The sequence below is a fragment of the Xanthomonas sp. LMG 12461 genome (assembly GCF_009192935.1).
Taxonomy (GTDB): domain Bacteria; phylum Pseudomonadota; class Gammaproteobacteria; order Xanthomonadales; family Xanthomonadaceae; genus Xanthomonas_A; species Xanthomonas_A sontii.
Genome location: NZ_NQYT01000018.1, coordinates 41,453 through 60,418 on the forward strand (window position 1 = coordinate 41,453; position 18,966 = coordinate 60,418).

Annotated in this window: 10 protein-coding genes and 5 tRNA genes; 8 read left to right on the forward strand and 7 right to left on the reverse strand. The window is 69.2% G+C overall.

The features are described 5' to 3' along the window. Positions 1–29: 29 nt before the first annotated feature. Genes CEK68_RS04975 through CEK68_RS04990 form a run of 4 tightly spaced genes read left to right on the forward strand, consistent with a single transcriptional unit; the run spans position 30 to position 6,929 of the window. Positions 30–848 (forward strand): MipA/OmpV family protein, encoded by an 819-nt coding sequence (locus tag CEK68_RS04975; protein ID WP_152238725.1) that lies wholly within the window; start codon positions 30–32, stop codon positions 846–848. Positions 849–871: 23 nt separating this feature from the next. Further along, positions 872–1,990, forward strand: coding sequence for an efflux RND transporter periplasmic adaptor subunit (locus CEK68_RS04980; protein ID WP_152238726.1), 1,119 nt, complete (start codon positions 872–874; stop codon positions 1,988–1,990). Continuing rightward, entirely contained in the window at positions 1,987–5,061 is a 3,075-nt protein-coding gene (locus CEK68_RS04985; RefSeq protein WP_152238727.1) for an efflux RND transporter permease subunit, read from the forward strand. Before CEK68_RS04980 ends, CEK68_RS04985 begins: the two co-directional genes overlap by 4 nt. Beyond that, on the forward strand, positions 5,058–6,929 hold the full coding sequence (locus tag CEK68_RS04990) for an alpha/beta hydrolase (protein ID WP_152238728.1): 1,872 nt from the start codon (positions 5,058–5,060) through the stop codon (positions 6,927–6,929). Before CEK68_RS04985 ends, CEK68_RS04990 begins: the two co-directional genes overlap by 4 nt. Positions 6,930–7,473: 544 nt before the next feature. Here CEK68_RS04990 and CEK68_RS04995 read toward each other — a convergent pair. From CEK68_RS04995 to CEK68_RS05010, 4 genes are all read right to left on the reverse strand, one after another. Beyond that, positions 7,474–7,549 (reverse strand) — tRNA-Glu (locus tag CEK68_RS04995). A 44-nt stretch (positions 7,550–7,593) separates the two neighbouring features. Next, positions 7,594–7,669 (reverse strand) — tRNA-Ala (locus CEK68_RS05000). A gap of 114 nt (positions 7,670–7,783) precedes the next feature. Then, positions 7,784–7,859: transfer RNA gene (locus CEK68_RS05005), tRNA-Glu, on the reverse strand. A 46-nt stretch (positions 7,860–7,905) separates the two neighbouring features. Beyond that, positions 7,906–7,981, reverse strand: a tRNA-Ala gene (locus CEK68_RS05010). A gap of 430 nt (positions 7,982–8,411) precedes the next feature. Between CEK68_RS05010 and CEK68_RS05015 the strand changes: the two genes are divergently transcribed. The 3 genes from CEK68_RS05015 (at position 8,412) to CEK68_RS05025 (ending at position 13,006) form a co-directional block, all read left to right on the forward strand. Further along, positions 8,412–8,498: transfer RNA gene (locus CEK68_RS05015), tRNA-Leu, on the forward strand. Between the two features lie 164 nt (positions 8,499–8,662). Beyond that, complete coding sequence (locus CEK68_RS05020; RefSeq protein WP_017909846.1) at positions 8,663–9,043, forward strand: response regulator; 381 nt, start codon at positions 8,663–8,665, stop codon at positions 9,041–9,043. Between the two features lie 117 nt (positions 9,044–9,160). Further along, positions 9,161–13,006 (forward strand): PAS domain-containing protein, encoded by a 3,846-nt coding sequence (locus CEK68_RS05025; RefSeq protein WP_152238729.1) that lies wholly within the window; start codon positions 9,161–9,163, stop codon positions 13,004–13,006. Between the two features lie 79 nt (positions 13,007–13,085). Here the strand turns inward: CEK68_RS05025 and CEK68_RS05030 are convergent, their stop codons facing one another. From CEK68_RS05030 to CEK68_RS05040, 3 genes are all read right to left on the reverse strand, one after another. After that, the gene (locus CEK68_RS05030; protein ID WP_152238730.1) at positions 13,086–15,449 is read right to left on the reverse strand and encodes a Tex family protein; all 2,364 of its coding nucleotides are present in this window, start codon (positions 15,447–15,449) and stop codon (positions 13,086–13,088) included. 96 nt (positions 15,450–15,545) lie between these two features. Then, positions 15,546–17,111, reverse strand: coding sequence for a hybrid sensor histidine kinase/response regulator (locus CEK68_RS05035; RefSeq protein ID WP_255424753.1), 1,566 nt, complete (start codon positions 17,109–17,111; stop codon positions 15,546–15,548). A gap of 144 nt (positions 17,112–17,255) precedes the next feature. Next, on the reverse strand, positions 17,256–17,471 hold the full coding sequence (locus tag CEK68_RS05040; RefSeq protein ID WP_017907884.1) for a hypothetical protein: 216 nt from the start codon (positions 17,469–17,471) through the stop codon (positions 17,256–17,258). A gap of 177 nt (positions 17,472–17,648) precedes the next feature. Here CEK68_RS05040 and CEK68_RS05045 point away from each other — a divergent pair, with 177 nt between their 5' ends. Next, entirely contained in the window at positions 17,649–18,860 is a 1,212-nt protein-coding gene (locus CEK68_RS05045; protein ID WP_150409143.1) for an FAD-dependent oxidoreductase, read from the forward strand. Positions 18,861–18,966: the final 106 nt, after the last annotated feature.

Genomic DNA, 18,966 nt, shown 5'->3' on the forward strand with positions numbered 1-18,966 from the left:
TGACCTTTCCCCCGCACGAGGTTGCTCCGATGAAACATCTCCTGTCCGTTCTGTCGCCCACGCTGACCGTGGCGGTGCTGGCGCTGCCGCCCGTCGCGCACGCCGCAGACACCGATCCGGCCCCCAGCGCCGGCCTGTTCGGCGACCGCACCCAAGTGAGCGTGGGCGCCGGCGCCATGCTGACTCCGCGCTATGCCGGTTCCGCCGACGATCGCGTGCAGGCGGTGCCAGTGCTCTCGGTACAGCGCGGCATCCTGTTCGCGGACACACTGCGCGGCGCCGGCGTCCAGTTCCAGAACGCGCACGGCTTCTCCGCCAGCCAGTCGTTCGGCTACGACCTGGGCCGCCTGCAGCGCAACAGCAGCTGGCGCCCCGGCTCCAAGCGCCTGGCCGGCATGGGCGACGTGCCCGGCGCGATCACCGCACGCAGCCTGGTCATGCAGCAGCTCACCCCGTACCTGGCGCTGGACGCCGAGGCGGAGTTCGCGCTGAAGGACGGTGCGCGCCGCAACCGCTACCGCGCCGGCGCGCGCTTCACCCTGCTGCAGGCGGCGGCCGACAACGTGACCCTGGACCTGGACGCGCACGTCGGCGACCGCCGCTTCAACCAGGCGTACTTCGGCGTCACCGAGGCGCAAAGCCTGACCAGCGGATTCCAACCGCACCGCGCCGATGCCGGCGTGTACGCCTACACCGTCGGCGCCGAATGGGATCACACCCTGTCGCCGCACTGGACCGCCTCGCTGCTGCTCAACGCCACCCGCTACGTCGGCCCCGCCGACGGCAGCCCGGTGGTGCGTCGCCGCGCCGCTGCCGGCGGCGGCGCCACCGTCACCTACACCTTCTGAACGTTCCCGGGACACCGCCGATCATGACCCTGCGCCCCACCCTGCTTCTCACGCTGTGCCTGCCGCTGGCCGTGCTGGCGCTGTCCGGCTGCGGCCGCGAGGCCGCACCGCCCGCCGACGCGCCGCGCGCGGTCAAGCTGGAAACCGTCGGCCGCGATGCCGCACGCGACAGCACCCGCTACCTCGCCCAGGTGCGCCAGCAACAACGCGCCGATCTCGGCTTCGAAGGCGGCGGCCGCATCGCCGCCATCGCCGTGGACGTGGGCGACCGCGTGCGCGCCGGCCAGGTGCTCGCACGCCTGGACCCGGAACCGAACAACCTGCGCCTGCAGCAGGCCGAGGCCGGCGTCGGCATCGCCGCGGCAGACCTGCAGCAGCAGCAGACCCAGCTCGCCCAGCAGCAGGCCATGTTCGACGACGGCGCCGCCTCGGCCGCGACCCTGACCGCGGCCAAGAGCGCCTTCGCCGCGGCGCAGGCGAAGGTCCGCAGCGCGCAGTCGGACCTGGCGCTGGCGCGCCGCGCGGTGCGTCAATCGGAACTGCGCGCACCGTTCGACGGCAGCGTGGTGGCACGCCTGCAGCAGCCCGACAGTCTTGTGAGCGCGGGCCAGCCGGTCCTGCAACTGGACGGCGCCGATCGCGCGCAGGTGCTGGCGACGCTGCCGGCCGATCGCGCGGCGGCGCTGCAACCGGGCCAGAGCGTCCTCGCCTACCGCAGCAGCGCACCGCAGCAGGCGCTGCCGCTGCGCCTGCGCAGCGTGTCCGAACGCGTGGACGGCGGGGCCACCGTGCAGGCGCTGTTCGACAGCACCGGCGCCGATGCGGCGCAGCCGCGCAGCGGCGAATCGCTGCTGCTGGCCCTGCCCGACAGCGCCGCCGATCAGGCGCCGAGCGTGCCGTTGAGCGCGCTGATCCCGAGCATGGCCGACGGCCAGACCATGCTGTTCGTGTACCGCCAGGACAGCGGCAGCGTGCGCCGCCGCCAGGTCGTCACCGGGCACGCCGAGGGCGGCCGCGTGCAGATCCTGCGTGGCCTGGCTCCGGGCGAGCGCATCGTCGCCGCTGGCGCCGCCTTCCTTCACGACGGCCAGCACGTCGTGCCGTTCCGTCCCACCACCCGCCTCGGCACCACCTCGCCATGAACCTGACCCGCGCCACCCTGCAATCGAGCCGCCTGGCGCTGTTCAGCGCCGCCCTGATCCTGATCGGCGGCATCGTCACCTTTCTCGGTTTCCCCTCGCAGGAGGAACCCAGCGTGACCGTGCGCGATGCGATCGTGCAGGTCGGTTACCCCGGCATGCCCAGCGAGCGCGTGGAGAACCTGCTCGCGCGTCCGCTGGAGGAACGGCTGCGCGAAGTCAGCGGGCTGAAGAAGATCGTCACCACCATCCATCCCGGCAGCGCCATCGTGCAGGTCACCGCGCAGGACAGCGTCAAGGACCTGCCGGCGTTGTGGCAGCGGGTGCGCAGCAAGGTGGCCGAGGCCGGTGCCGAGCTGCCCGCGGGTACGCAGGGGCCGCTGGTCGACGACGACTTCGGCCGCGTCGCCATCGCCTCGATCGCCGTCACCGCGCCCGGCTTCAACACCGCCGAGATGCTCGGGCCGCTGCGGCAGATGCGTGCGCAGCTGTACGCCGTGCCGGGCGTCGAGCGGGTCACCTTCCACGGCCTGCAGGACGAGCGCGTCTATGTCGCCTTCGACCGCACCAGGCTGGGCGAGGCCGGCCTCACCCCGGCCGCGGTCGCGCAGCAACTGCGCGCGCAGAACGTGGTCGCCGGCGGCGGCCTGGTCGCCGCGTCGGGCATGGCGATGACCGTGACCACCTCCGGCGAAGTGCGCGACCTCGACGACCTGCGCAATGCTCCGATCGCGACGCAGGGCGCCGACGGCCCACGGCAGATCCCGCTGGCGCAACTGGCGCGGATCGAGCTGATGCCGGTGGATCCGCCGGAAGCCGGCGCCATCTACCAGGGCCAGCCGGCGGTGGTGGTGGCGGTGTCGATGGCCCCGGGCAACAACGTCGCCGAGGTCGGCAAGGCGCTGCGCCACACCCTGGGCGAGACCGCCAAGATGCTGCCGGTGGGTTTCGCACAGCACGTGGTCACCTTCCAGGCCGACGTGGTCGAGCGCGAGATGGGCAAGATGCATCACGTGATGGGCGAGACCATCGTCATCGTGATGGCGGTGGTGATGCTGTTTCTCGGCTGGCGCACCGGCCTGATCGTCGGCGCGATCGTGCCATTGACCATCCTCGGCGCGCTGATCGCGATGCGGGTGCTGGGCGTGGAACTGCAGACCGTGTCCATCGCCGCGATCATCCTGGCGCTGGGTCTGCTGGTGGACAATGGCATCGTCATCGCCGAGGACATCGAACGGCGCCTGGCCGCCGGCGAGGAACGTCGCGCCGCCTGCGAGGCGGCCGGCCGCAGCCTGGCGATCCCGCTGCTGACCTCCTCGCTGGTGATCGTGCTGGCGTTCTCGCCGTTCTTCTTCGGCCAGACCAGCACCAACGAATACATGCGTTCGCTGGCGATCGTGCTGGCGGTGACCCTGCTCGGCTCCTGGCTGCTCAGCATCACCATCACCCCGCTGCTGTGCATGTACTTCGCCCGCGCGCATGTCGCGCCGGCCGATGGACATGGCGACAGCTACACCTCCAAGCCGTACCGGCTGTACCGGCGCACGATCGAGGCGCTGCTGGCGCACAAGGCGCTGTTCCTGGGCAGCATGCTCGCCCTGCTGGCGCTGGCGGTGACCGTGCTGGTCTCGGTGCCGTACAGCTTCCTGCCCAAGTCCGACCGCCTGCAGTTCCAGATGCCGGTGACCCTGCAACCGGGCAGCGATGCGCGCGAGACCCTGCGCACCGTGCAGTCGATCAGCCAGTGGCTGGCCGACCGTCGGCAGAATCCGCAGATCGTCGACAGCATCGGCTACGTCGCCGACGGCGGCCCGCGCATCGTGCTCGGGCTGAACCCGCCGCTGCCGGCGGCCAACATCGCCTACTTCACCGTCAGCGTGCGGCCGGGCAGCGACATCGATGCGCTGATCGCCAAGGTGCGCTCCCACCTGCGCCAGGCCTACCCGGCGGTACGCGCCGAGCCCAAGCGATTCTCCCTGGGCTCGACCGAATCCGGCGTGGCGATCTACCGGGTGATCGGCCCGGACGAAACGCAACTGCGCCGGATCGCCGCCGGCATCGCCGACGCCTTGCGTGCCCTGCCCGGCACGCTGGACGTCAGCGACGACTGGGACAGCCGCATTCCGCGCTACGTGGTGCAGGTGGACCAGGCCAAGGTGCGCCGCGCCGGCGTCGCCAGCGAGGACATCGCCCAGGCGCTGCAACTCCGCTACAGCGGCGTGGACGCCTCGGTGATCCACGACGACGGCAGCAACGTGCCGATCGTGCTGCGCGGCGACAGCGGCCCTGGTGCACGCAGCGGCAACCCCGGCGACACGCCGATCTACCCGTCCTCCGGCGCCGCGCCGCTGCCGCTGTCGGCGATCGCCGACATCCAACTGAGTTCGGAACCCTCGACGATCCAGCGCCGCAACCTGAGCCGCGCCATCACCATCACCGGCCGCAACCCGGACCTGACCACCGACCAGGTGGTGGCCGCGCTGGCCGACAAGGTGGCGGCGCTGCGCCTGCCGCCGGGCTACCGCATCGAGATGGGCGGCGAACTGGAGGACGCCGCCGAAGCCAACCAGGCATTGCTGCAGTACATGCCGCATGCGCTGGGCGCGATCCTGCTGCTGTTCGTGTGGCAGTTCAATTCGTTCCGCAAGCTGTTCATCGTGGTCGCCAGCATTCCGTTCGTGCTGATCGGCGCCACCCTCGCCCTGCTGGTCACCGGTTATCCGTTCGGCTTCATGGCCACCTTCGGCCTGCTCGCGCTGGCCGGCATCATCGTCAACAACGCGGTGCTGCTGCTCGAACGGATCGAGGCCGAACTGGCCGATGGCCTGGGCCGGCACGAGGCGGTGATCGCCGCCGCGGTCAAGCGCCTGCGCCCGATCGTGATGACCAAGCTGACCTGCATTGTCGGCCTGATCCCGCTGATGCTCTTCGCCGGGCCGCTGTGGACCGGCATGGCCATCACCATGATCGGCGGCCTGGCCCTGGGCACGCTGGTGACCCTGGGGGTGATTCCGGTGCTGTACGACCTGCTGTTCGCACGCCGCGCCGGCAAGCCGGCGAAGGTCGCGGCATGAAGCGGCGGCGCTGGCACCGCGCGATCCTGGCCTGTGTCGTGCTGTGCATGGCGCTGTGCACCGGCGGCTGTGCCAGCGTCACCCTGCAACGCGTGGATGCGGCGCGCTACATCCAGGCCAAGCGCGGCGACGCGCTGAGCACCGCGCGCCCCAGCGATGCCGCACTGCAGACGCTGAACGTGGCCGGCCTCGACGCGGCACGCTGCACGGCGACGGTGCCGCCATGCATCGACCAGTTGCTCGGCAACGCCGACATGGACCAGGAACGTACCCTGGCGACGGCGGCGGAACTGTCGCTGCTGGCCGCGCAACGTGCCGCCAGGCAACGTCCGGCCAGCGATGCCACGCTGGCCGCCTGGCTGCAGACCGCGCGTTACGCCTACGCCTACCTGTTCTTCAGCGCACGCACGCCCAGCGAACGCGCCTTCGAGGAACGCCAGACCCAGGTGCGCGACTACTACAACTACGCCGTGCAGCAGGCGGTGACCGCGTTGTTCGCCCGCTACCGGCGGCATCCGCCGGCCACGCACGAGGCCAGCGCGCAGATCGCCGCCCTGCCCGACTGGACGGTGACGCTGGATACCAGCGGCGTCGGCAACCCGCAGGACATGCCGATGCCCGAGACGATGCTGGCGGCCAGCGGCCTGCGTTTCGATGGGCTGCGCAGCCTGTATCGGCGCGATGGCTTCGGCGCGGAGATGGTCGCGGTCCTGCCGCAGCCGGCGGCGGAGGCCATCCGCAGCACCGACGCCGCTCCTGTCTACAGCGACATGCCCACCCCCAACCTCACGGTATTGCTGCGTTTCGATGGCCGCACGCTCAAGCAGGTGCTGGCCAGCCACAGCGCACACGTGGAGGTCCACGACCCCTCGCTCGGCGATCGGGTCACGATGGGCGGTGTCGACGTGCCGCTGGCGGCCAATTTCAGCGCCGGCTACGGCGTGTGGATGGCGCGCGCCGGTTTCGCCGCGCAATCGCTGCGCACCCTGCTCGGCCTCGGGCACGGCATCGACCGGCCGCACGTGTTCCTGACCCAGCCCTACGATCCGAACCGGCGCGTGCTGGTGCTGCTGCACGGGCTGGCCAGCAGCCCGGAAGCCTGGGTCAACCTGGCCAACGACCTGCTCGGCGATCCGCAGGTCCGCGCGCGCTATCAGATCTGGTTCGTCTACTACCCGACCAACCTGCCGATTCCCTACACCCACCTGCAAGTTCGCAACGCCCTGGAGCAGACGCTGGACCAGTTCGATCCGCAACGCCGCAGCGTCTCCGCACATGACATGGTGCTGATCGGGCACAGCATGGGCGGCGTGCTGGCGCGCTTGATGGTGTCTTCCAGCGACGGCGAGCGGCTGTGGCGAACCCTGTTCGACGGGGCGGCGCTGGATCCGCAGGCGCGCCAGGCACTGCACGCCAGGCTCGGACCGATGCTGCAGTTCGCACCGATGCCGGAAGTCTCCGAAGCGATCTTCCTGGCCACCCCGCAGCGCGGCACGCCCGAAGCCGCCGGCACGGTGGGCGAACTGGCACGCGCCGTGATCGGGCTGCCACGGCGCGTGCTCGACCAGTTCCAGGACATCGCGGGCAAGAACATGCTCGACGGGCTGCCCAACAGCATCGACAGCCTCAGCGACCACGACCCTTTCATCCTCGCCGCGGCGCAGTTGCCGATCTCACCACAGGTGACCTATCACTCCATCATCGGGCAGGAGGATCCGCGCGTACCGCTGGCGCAGTCCAGCGACGGCATCGTGCCGTACTGGAGCGCCCACCTGCCCGGCGCCGCCTCGGAAACGGTGATCGTCTCCGGACACAGCGTGCAACGCACGCCGCAGGCGATCCTGCAGATCCGCCGGCTGCTGCATTGAACTGGCGCAGCGTTAGCCCTTCATCGATGCAGCAACAGCCCCATTAAGCCCCTCTCCCTCCGGGAGAGGGGTTGGGGTGAGGGTACGGCGCGCGCAGCGCCTGCACCAATCTGGCCATGCGAGGCGACGCCCGGACCCTCATCCGCCCTGCGGGGCACCTTCTCCCGGAGGGAGAAGGGAGCAACCAAAGCCCCTCTCCCCTCGGGAGAGGGGTTGGGGTGAGGGTACGGGGCGCGCAGCGCCTGCACTAATCTGCCCATGCGAGGCGACGCCCGGACCCTCATCCGCCCCTACGGGGCACCTTCTCCCGGAGGGAGAAGGGAGCAGCCAAAGCCCCTCTCCCCTCGGGAGAGGGGTTGGGGTGAGGGTACGGGCGCCCTCGCTCATCCTGGATGCAGGCAGACAAGGAACAGCAGCGCAGCTCGCTCGAAGAAGCCAGCGATCCACCCGGCTTCCAGCACATGCTTGCCGCATCTCGCAGCCGCCGCACACGGCCGCCACACGCATAAAAAAACACCCGGCAGTGCCGGGTGTTTTCGAAAAGTGGCGTCCCCACGGGGATTCGAACCCCGGTCGCCACCGTGAAAGGGTGATGTCCTAGGCCTCTAGACGATGGGGACGCGGATAACGATGTTGCTTTGCGGACGGCCTATGTCCGAAAAGTTGGTGGAGCCAGCCGGGATCGAACCGGCGACCTCTTGCATGCCATGCAAGCGCTCTCCCAGCTGAGCTATGGCCCCACGTGTACTGGCAGAAGCGGAATCTTACCCGACTTTCTTCCGATGTACAAACCCCGCACTCAGTGCGTTCGGCAGAGCCGAACCCGGATGCGCGCGAGGAATTCCTGCGAAAAATGGCGTCCCCACGGGGATTCGAACCCCGGTCGCCACCGTGAAAGGGTGATGTCCTAGGCCTCTAGACGATGGGGACGCTGTGTAACGATGTCGCCTTTGCGGACGGCCTATGTCCGAAAAGTTGGTGGAGCCAGCCGGGATCGAACCGGCGACCTCTTGCATGCCATGCAAGCGCTCTCCCAGCTGAGCTATGGCCCCACGTGCTGCGAGGAGCGGAATATTAACGATCGTGATCGGCACACGCAAGCGTTTTTTTCGGAACGTTCGCGACGCCGCACACGCCCTCGCCACGACCGGCTGCATCCGCGCGCACGCCTGCATTGCGCGACGTCTGCGCCTCACGTCCAACGATGGAGGCGACCTACGGAACTCACCGCACACGGCGCCAATCCGCCTCCGCAGCCCTCCGCCACTCGTGTCGATGATTGCCGATATCGGCACAACGGGTGGATTTGCGCGCCCCTTGCGCGGTCGGCAGCAACCGAATGCTTCGCCTAACGTGCGACGCACATATAGAGGTGTGCTCGGGAAGTACCCATGGCCACTGCCATTCCCCCCCGCCTCCTCCAACGACGGCAAATACAGCGCTGGCGGCGCGGCCGAACTGTCGGCTATACTCCGCGGCCGCGCCGAAGTGGCGGAATCGGTAGACGCAGCGGACTCAAAATCCGCCGCCCTTAAAAGCGTGTGGGTTCGAGTCCCACCTTCGGCACCAGGACTGACGGCAGCTTCGGCTGCCGTTTGTTTTTTGCGCGACCGCCGCGGCGCACATCGACGTCGATCACAGGTAAACGCTTCATCTTCCTGCGCCCGTTTGTCTAGGCGGTGGCAGTGACGGTCCCGCTATACTTTCCGTTCCCAAACCTTAACGAGCAAGCGATGTCGGCATTGCGGGGCCTGCGTATCCTGGTGGTCGAGAACGACGAAATGAACGCCACGCTGCTGGAGTTGCAGCTTGCCCAGGCCGGTGCCGAGGTGGTCGGCATCGCCGCATCCGTGCAGCAGGCCCTTGCGCTGATCGACAGCGAGCGCCCGGACCGGGCGGTGCTCGACTTCCGCCTCTCCGCCGGCGAGACCAGCGAACCGGTGGCCCGGGCGCTCAGCGAACGTGGCACCCCCTTCGTGCTCGCCACCGGCGTGGCCGCCGACGCGCTCCCTCCCGGTTTCGCCGCCGGCGTGGTGCTGACCAAGCCCTACCTGTCCGAGCAGCTGATCAAGGCCTTGCAGGACGCTCACGCCAAGACGACCGCGCGCCCCTGAGAATCCTCGGCCGTAAGCCCGCCGCCTGGCGGGAACGCTTCGAGGAACTCCGCCATCAACGCCAAGGACTGTTCGCCGCCTCCTGTCCGGTTTCCCGCCGGCAGCGCCACGGGGGCCTTGCTGCGCGCCATCGATTGGCGTGAGCACGAACTGGGCCCGATGGAGCACTGGCCGCGGAGCCTGCTCACCGCACTGTCGATCTGCCTGAACTCGCGGTTCCCGATGGCGGTGCGCTGGGGCGAGCGCCAGTTCAACCTGTACAACGACGCCTACGTGCCGATCCTCGGGTTGCGGCACCCGCAGGGGTTCGCGCGGCCGATGGAAGAGGTGTGGCCGGACGTGTGGCCCGAGGTGCGGGCGCAGGCCGACCAGGTGATGGCCAGCGGCGAATCGACCTGGAACGAACATATTCCGTTGACGATGATGCGCAACGGCTACGGCGAGCAGGTGTATTTCACCTTCTCCTACAGCCCGCTGTTCGACGACGAGGGCCGCATCGCCGGCGTGCTGTGCGTGTGCACCGAGGACACGGCGCGGATCACCCTGGCGCGCGAACGCGACACGCTGCTGAAGGCGCTGGACGCGCAACGTGCGCAGATGGCCGATGCCTTCGAGCAGTCGCCGGCGGCGCTGGCGATCCTGCGCGGCCCGGATTACGTGATCGAGACCGTCAACCGGCGCTACCAGCAGCTGGTCGGACCGCGCGAGGTGGTCGGCCGGCCGCTGACCGAGGCCATCCCCGAAATCCAGCATCAGGGCGTCATTGGCCTGCTCGACAACGTCCGCACCAGCGGCGTGCCGTTCATCGACGAGTCGATGACCTTCCAGCTGTGCCGCAGTCCGCACGAAGCGACCTCGGACACCACGCTGGAATGCGTGTACCAGCCGATGCACGACGCCGAGGGCCGGGTCAGCGGAATCCTGGTGCATGGCATCGACCGCACCGAACAGGCGCGCGCGCAGGCGCACGACAGCTTCCTGCTGATGCTCGAGGACACCCTGCAGAACCTGCACAGCACCGAAGCCATCTGCGAGACCGGTGCCGCCCTGCTCGGCCAGCACCTCGGCGCCAATCGCTGCGCCTACGCGATCGTCGAGGCCGATGAGGACGTGTTCGACGTGCGCGCCGACTACGTCGACGGCGCCTCGCACCTGACCGGGCGCTCGCGCTTCAGCGATTTCGGCAGCGACCTGCTGGACTGCATGCGCGAAAACCGGCCGTGGGTGGTGCAGGACACCGAGACCCACCAGCCGCCGATGCGCCTGGACGACCCGAACTACCGTCGTCTGGGCATGCGCGCCGTGCTGACCGCACCGCTGCACAAGGCCGGCCGCCTGGTGGCCGCGATCGGCGTGCACCACGCCCAGCCGCGCGTGTGGACCTCGGCCGAGATCGAGCTGGTGCGGCTGGTGGCGGCGCGCTGCTGGGAATCGATGCAACGCGCGGGCGCGCAAAGCGCACTGGCCAGCAGTGCCGCGCGCCTGAGCGAACTGGCCGATGCGATGCCGCAGATCGTGTTCACCGCCATGCCCGACGGCCACGTCGACTACTTCAACCGCCGCTGGTACGAATACACCGGACTGCCGGTCGGCGAGGCCGGGTACGACAGTTGGCGCCATGTGCACACCGAGGAAGGCCTGGCGCGGGTGATGGAGGTGTGGCCGGAAGCGCTGCGCAGCGGCAAGCCGTACGAGATCGAGTACCCGCTGCGCCGCCACGACGGCGAGTACCGCTGGCATCTCGGCCGGGCCCTGCCGATCCGCGACGACAGCGGCCGCATCGTGCGCTGGATCGGCACCAACACCGACATCCACGACCGCCGCCTGGTCGAGCAGCGCCTGCAGGAAAGCGAACTGCGCTTCCGCCAGCTGTGCGACAACGCGCCGGTGATGATCTGGATGTCCAATGCCGACGGCGACTGCGAATACATCAGCCGCCAGTGGTATCTGTTCACCGGGCAGAGCGAGCAGGAGGCGCTGGGCAGCGGCTGGCAGGAAATGATCCATGCCGACGACCTGGCCACGGTCGGCCGCACCCTCGCGCGCGCCTGCGCCGACCGCCGCGCCTACACCGTGGAATACCGCCTGCGCCGCCACGACGGCGAGTACCGCTGGTGCGTGGACACCGCCACGCCGCGCTTCAGTTCGTCCGGCCAGTTCCTGGGCTTCATCGGCTCGCTGCTGGACATCGCAGAGCGCAAGCGCATCGAGAATGCCACCACCGCCGAGCGTGCGGCGCTGGAGATGATCACCACCGGCAAGCCGCTTAGCACGGTGCTGGAGGCGATCGCGCGCGGCATCGAGTCGCAGAGCGATATCGGCCTGCGCTGCACCATCATGCTGGTCGACGAGCACCGCCAGTGCCTGCTGGAAGGCGCCGCGCCGAGCATGCCGCCCGCCTTCCGCAAGGCGGTGCAGCGCCTGCCGATCGACCCCAACACCGGCTGCTGCGGGCGCGCCGCCTACCTGCGCCGGCAGGTGCTGTGCAGCGACGTGCGGGTGAACCCGCATTGGCAGGCGTATCTGGCGACCGCCCTGGAGGCGGACATCGTCGCCTGCTGCTCGACGCCGATCCTGGCCAGCGATGGCGAAGTGCTGGGCGTAGTCGCGCTGTACTACCCGTTCGTGCACTACCCCAACCCGCACGAACAGGATCTTGCGCGCTCCGCCTCGCACCTGGCCGGCATCATCATCGAGCGCCGCGGCACCGACCTGCGCCTGCAGCAACTGCTCGCCGCCGAGCAGAGCGCGCGCAGCGAGGCCGAACGCGCCAGCCGCATGAAGGACGAGTTCCTGGCCACGCTCAGCCACGAGCTGCGCACGCCGCTGAACGCGATCCTGGGCTGGTCGCGGCTGATGCAGGACGATGCGGTGCGCGAGAAGGACCTGAGCAAGGGCCTGGAGGTGATCGAGCGCAGCGCGCATTCGCAGGCGCAGATCATCGACGACCTGTTGGACATGAGCGCCATCCTGTCCGGCAAGGTCCGCCTGGAGGCCGGCGAGCTGGACCTGCGCGCACTGCTCAGCGAGACCATCGATGCGGCGCGCCCCGGCGCGCAGAACAAGGGCATCGACATCGTGCTGGTCGCCGACGAAGCGACCGCCCTGCCCTATCTGGGCGATCGGGTGCGGCTGCAGCAGGTGCTGACCAATCTGATCGGCAACGCCATCAAGTTCACCCCCAGCGCCGGCACGGTCACGGTGACCCTGGACAGCACCAGCACCCACGTCCGCATCGCCGTCGGCGATACCGGCATCGGCATCGACCCGGCGTTCCTGCCGCACGTGTTCGACCGCTTCCGCCAAGCCGACGCCAGCAGCACGCGCAGCGCCGGCGGCCTCGGCCTGGGCCTGGCGATCGCCAAGCAGCTGGCCGAACTGCACCAGGGACAGTTGTCGGTCAGCAGCGACGGCGTCGGCCTCGGCGCGACCTTCACCCTGCTGCTGCCGCGCAACGACGTACAGAGCCTGGATCCGATCCGCCGTGGCAACGATACCGCCCTGTCCGGCGGCATGCTGCGGCGTGACGGCATTCGCCTGGATGGCGTGCGCGTGCTGGTGGTGGACGACGACATGGATTCGCGGGGCGTCACCCAGCGCTTCCTGCAGGAAGCCGGTGCCGTGGTCGAGGCCGCGGTCTGCGCCGACGATGCCGAAGCGCTGCTGCGCGAACGGCCCTATGCGCTGCTGGTCAGCGACGTCGGCATGCCGCGCCGCGACGGCCACAGCCTGATCCGCAGCATCCGCGCCCGTGGTGTCGGCGCAGCCAGCCGCATCCCGGCCATCGCGCTGACCGCCTACGTGCGCAGCGAGGATCGCGCGCTGGCCCTGGAGGCCGGCTTCGATGCGCACCTGGGCAAGCCGGTGGATCCGGTCAAGCTGCTCGGGCTGGCCGCATCGCTGGTGGCGCCGGCACCGGCCGCGCTCGCCACCGACCAGAGCCAAAGCGCCGAATCGGCCTGAGTCGGCGCTGCGCGGCTGCACCGTGCGGCCGGCACTGGATGCACCGGCGCGAGCGCGCCGGATTTTTTCTGCTGGAACCTCAGCTGCGCTTGGCGCGCGCGAACGCGTCGGCCAGCGCGCTGTTGACCGGCGCCGCGGCAGCCGGCCGCGGCTTGGCATTGCCGCCGCCCGCATTGCCACGCCCGTCGCGCTCGCGCCGCGGCGGGCCCCCGGCGCCACGTGCGTCGCGGTCGCGGTCGGACGGACGCGCCGGCGCCGGCGTGTCGTCCAGGCGCCGGGTCAGCGCGATGCGCTTGCGCGCCACGTCCACTTCCAGCACCTTGACCTTGACGATGTCGCCGGCCTTGACCACGTCGCGCGGATCCTTGACGTAGCTGTCCGAGAGCGCGGAGATGTGCACCAGGCCATCCTGGTGCACGCCGATGTCGACGAACGCGCCGAAGGCGGCGACGTTGCTGACCACGCCTTCCAGCACCATGCCCGGCTTGAGGTCCTTGATGTCCTCCACGCCGTCGGCGAAGCGCGCCGCCTTGAACTCCGGGCGCGGATCGCGGCCCGGCTTTTCCAGTTCCTTGAGGATGTCGCGCACGGTCGGCAGGCCGAACTTCTCGTCGGTGAACTGGTCCGGCTTGAGCCCGCGCAGGAAGCCGCCATCGCCGATCAGCGCCTTGATCGGCTTGCCGGTGGCACCGACGATGCGCTCGACCACCGGATAGGCTTCCGGGTGCACCGCCGAAGCGTCTAGCGGCTCCTCGCCATCGGCGATGCGCAGGAAGCCGGCGCATTGTTCGAACGTCTTGTCGCCCAGCCGCGGCACCTTGAGCAGGTCCTTGCGGCGCTTGAACGGGCCGTTGTCGTCGCGGTGGCGCACGATGTTCTCGGCCACGCTCGACGACAGCCCGGACACGCGCGACAGCAGCGCCGCCGAGGCGGTGTTGACGTACACGCCGACCGCGTTCACGCAGTCCTCCACCCGCGCGTCCAGCGCCCGCGCCAGGCGGTACTGGTCGACGTCGTGCTGGTACTGGCCCACGCCGATCGCCTTGGGCTCGATCTTGACCAGTTCCGCCAGCGGATCCTGCAGGCGCCGCGCGATCGACACCGCGCCGCGCAGCGACACGTCGAGCTGCGGGAACTCCTTGGCGGCGAACTCGGACGCCGAATACACCGAGGCACCGGCTTCGCTGACCACGATCTTTTCCAGCTTCAGCTGCGGATTCTGCTTGATCAAGTCCGCAGCCAGCTTGTCGGTCTCGCGGCTGGCGGTGCCGTTGCCGATCGCGATCAGCTCCACGCCGTGCTGCGTGCACAGCTGCCGCAGCGTGTGCAGCGACTGGTCCCACTGCCGGCGCGGCTCGTGCGGATAGATGGTGTCGGTGGCCAGCAGCTTGCCAGTGGCGTCGACCACCGCGATCTTGCAGCCGGTGCGGATGCCCGGGTCCAGGCCCAGGGTCACGCGCGGCCCGGCCGGCGCGGCCAGCATCAGGTCCTGCAGGTTGTCGCCGAACACCGCGATCGCCTCGGCTTCGGCCTTTTCGCGCGCCTGGTTGAACAGGTCCAGCAGCAGGTGCATGTGCAGCTTGGCGCGCCAGGTCAGGCGACAGGCATCCAGCAGCCAGCGGTCGCCCGGACGGCCCTGGTTGGCGATGCCGGCGCGCAGCGCGACGCGGCCTTCGGCGTACTGGTGGCCGGCTTCGGCCTCGCTGCCGGGATCCAGTTCCAGATACACGATCTCCTCGCGGCGCGCGCGGAACAGCGCCAGCAGCCGGTGCGAAGGAATCTTGGCCAGTGCTTCGGCGTGATCGAAGTAGTCGCGGTACTTGGCGCCTTCCTGCTCCTTGCCCTCGGCCACGCGGGCGCGGATGACGCCCACCTCGCCCAGCCAGGTGCGCAGTTCGCCGACCAGTGCGGCATCCTCGCCCCAGCGCTCCATCAGGATCGCGCGCGCGCCTTCCAGCGCGGCCTTGACGTCGGCCACGCCCTTGTCGGCATCGACGAAGCCGGCGGCAAAGGTTTCCGGCACCTGGCTCGGATCGGCCAGCAGGCCGTCGGCGAGCGGTTCCAGCCCGGCCTCGCGGGCGATCTGCGCGCGCGTGCGCCGCTTGGGCTTGTATGGCAGGTACAGGTCTTCCAGCCGCGACTTGGTGTCGGCGGCGACGATCTCCGCACGCAGTTCGTCGCTGAGCTTGCCCTGCTCGGCGATGCTGGCGAGCACCGCGGCGCGGCGCTCTTCCAGTTCGCGCAGATAGGTCAGGCGCACTTCCAGGTTGCGCAACTGGGTGTCGTCGAGCCCGCCGGTGACTTCCTTGCGGTAGCGCGCGATGAACGGGACGCTGGCGCCCTCGTCGAGCAAGGCGATGGCGGCGCGCGCCTGCGCCGGCTGCGCGCCGATCTCGGCGGCGATGGTGTTGGCGATCTGCTGGGCGAGCTGAGTGTCGTGCATTGCGTCCGGCCGAAGCCGCCTTGCGGAAAACCCGCATTTTCGCAGTGCGCGCGCCGCCGGGGAACCCGTTGACAGGCGCGCGCCAAGCTGGCGGCGTCAGGTGACGCCGTTCGGCCCGTCCAGCACCATGCGCACCTTGCGGATCAGCTCCTGGCGGTTGTACGGCTTGGCCAGCACCTCGAACTCGTTGCCGCCGGCATCGGTACGCTCGATCGAGGACTCGGCATAGCCGGTGGTCAGCAGCACCTTGATCTTGGGCCGGCGCCGCCGCGCCTCGCGCGCCAGCATCACGCCATTGAGGCCGCCGGGCATGATCAGGTCCGAATACAGCAGGTCCACGTGCACGCCGGTATCGAGCAGTTCCAGCGCCTCGCGGGCGTTGTACACCACGTGCGTGGCATAGCCCTGGTCGCCGAGGAACAGCCGCGCCAGCTCGGCGATGTCCGGCCGGTCCTCGACGATCAGGATGGTCTCGTCGCCCTGGCGATCGAACGGGCGGCGCGTGCGCGAATCGCGCGGGGCCATGTTCTCGACGTTGTCGTCGATCGGGAAGTACAGGCGCACGGTGGTGCCGTGGCCCTCCTCCGAATACAGGCGCACCGCGCCGCCGGACTGCTTGGCGAAGCCGTAGACCATGGACAGGCCCAGGCCGGTGCCCTTGCCCTCTTCCTTGGTGGTGAAGAACGGATCCAGCACGCGCGCCAGCACCTCCGGCGGCATGCCGCTGCCGTTGTCGGTGATCGACACGCACACGTAATGGCCGGGCAGCAGGTTGTCGTAGGTGGTGGGTTCGTCCGCGCGCACCGAGACGTTGCGGGTCTGGATCACCAGACGCGGCGCCGCCTGGTCGGCCATGGCGTCGCGCGCATTGATCAGGATGTTGAGCAGCGCCACTTCGGCCTGGGTCGGGTCGATCCGGCAGTTGCGCAGGCCCGGCGACAGCTCCAGCGAGAACGCGATGCCGTCGCCCAGCGTGCGCTCGGCCACATCGCTCATCCCGGCCACCAGGGCATTGAGATTGAGCACGCGTCCTTCCAGCTTCTGCTTGCGCGCGAACGCCAGCAGCTGCTGGGTCAGGCGCGCGGCCTGGCCGGCGGCATCGCGAGCGCGGTCCACGCTCTTGCGCAGCAGCGACGGATTCAGCGGGTCGCTCTCGACCGCGTGCTCGATCAGTTCCAGATACCCGGACATGACCTGCAGCAGGTTGTTGAAGTCGTGCGCGATGCCGCCGGTGAGCTGGCCCAGCGCCTCCATCTTTTGCGCCTGGCGCAGCGCGTCCTCGGCATCGCGGCGGCGGCTGACGTCCAGTTGCGAACCGAAGAAATACACCAGCTCGCCGCGGTCGTCATACACCGGAGAGATATACAGCGCGTTCCAGAAGCTGGAACCGTCCTTGCGGTAGTTGAGGATCTCCACCGCCACTTCGTCATGCGAGGTAATGGCGTCGCGGACGCTGCGTACGGTCTCGCGATCGGTGTCCGGCCCCTGCAGGAAGCGGCAGTTATTGCCGATCAATTCCTCGCGACCGTAACCGGTCATTTCCAGGAACGCGCGGTTGACGAAGATGATCGGATTGTCCGGCTGCCGCGGATCGGTCACGATCATCGGCATGCGCGTGGTCTGCACCGCAGCGAAGAAGATATCGCTGCGCTGGTTGGACATGTCGGTGGGGGCGTTCGGGTCGACGGTCGTCGGCGGCGCCGAGGTGTTGCTGATTTCTGGTGCGGGCATGGTCGGTGGCAGGTCGATGCGAACCGTCGCTGGCCCGCCTAGGCGGGCGGCCACACCGGGGTTCGCACGCCGGCGTCAACGCGAATAATACCTGTGCAGGCGTTCTACCACGATATCGTCCTGCAGCGACTCCAGCGCCATGATCCGCACCTGCCGATCGCTCAATGCCAGCACGCGCTCGACATAGATCTCAGGGCCTGCCTCGGTTTCCTTCATGGACTTGCGGAACCCGTAGGGCACGACGCCCTTCTCTCCGTCCTTGCTGCCACCGATATACAGAACGACCGACATGACGCTTCCTCTACAGGGAATTCGTGGAACTGGCGCGCACCATACACAGCGCCATGTGAGGGACTTCTGCACCGAGATTAATCGCGGCTGTTTGCCCGAACATGACGTCCGCGGCGGCTCACGCGGACTTAACCGGACCTGCGCCTAAGTCGCACATCCTTTCTGCGCCGGGGCGTCATGGATCTCAAGAGCGGTTATCCCTTCTGGTCGGTCCGCAACGGCCTGATGCAGAGCTTTCCGCAGCTGCGCGACGACGTGCGCTGCGATGTCGCGGTCGTCGGCGGCGGTATCACCGGCGCCTTGATCGCCGAAGAACTGAGCGCGCACGGGCATGCCGTGACGGTCCTGGAGCAGCGCGACATCGGCTGGGGCAGCACCGCGGCCAGCACCGCCCTGCTGCAGTACGAGATCGACACCCACCTGATCGATCTGGCCAAGCGCTATGGCGAACCTGCCGCCGCCCTCGCCTACGGCGCCTGCGCGCAGGCGCTGGAGCAGTTGCGCGACCTGGTCCGGCCGCTGCGCGATGTCGACTTCGGCTGGAACGACAGCCTGTACTACGCCAGCAAACGCCGCCACGTGCGGGTGCTGCTGGAAGAGCTGGAAGTGCGCGCGCGACACGGCCTGGACGTGGAATGGCTGGACGCGCAGACGTTGGACGCGGACTACGGCCTGCAGGCGCACGGCGCGATCCTCAGCCACCAGGCGGCACGGGTGGATCCGTACCGCCTCACCTATCGCCTGCTCGGCCGCGCCTTCCGACGCGGCGTCGGCGTCTACGACCGCACCCGCATCGCGCGGATCGTGGTCACTGGCCGCGGCGTGACCCTGCACACCGATCAGGGCGCGCAGGTGCGCGCCGGCCATGTGGTGATGGCCGCCGGCTACGCCAACCAGCACTGGCTGGATCAACGCGTGGCCCGCAACCGCAGCAGCTACGCCTTCGTCAGCGACCCGCTCGAGCCTTCCGTCCTCGGCCCATTGCGCGACACCATGATCTGGGAAAGCGCGCGGCCGTATCTGTACCTGCGCAGCACCGGCAACGGCCGCATCGTCGCCGGCGGCGAGGACGACAGCGTGGACGTGCCGGCGCGCCGCGACGCGCGCGTGGACAGCAAGGCACGCACGCTGTCGCGCAAGATCGCCAAGGTGATGCCGGGACTGGATTTGCAGCCGACCTTCGCCTGGGCCGGCACCTTCGCCGAGACCGAGGACGGCCTGCCGTTCTTCGGCCCCCACCCGCAGCACGGCCCGCGCGTGCAGTTCGCCATGGCCTACGGCGGCAACGGCATCACCTACAGCATGATCGGCGCCGGCCTGCTGCGCGCCCAGATCGAGCGGCATGCGCACCCGCTCAAGCGCCTGTTCGGTTTTTCCCGGCTCGACTGACCCGAGCCACCAACAAGCGCCACTGGTACATCCGTACGCATGGCTTCAGCCGCGACCGGGGCGTTCCCGGGAAAGCCCGTCGCGGCTGAAGCCGCTCCTGCGCGGC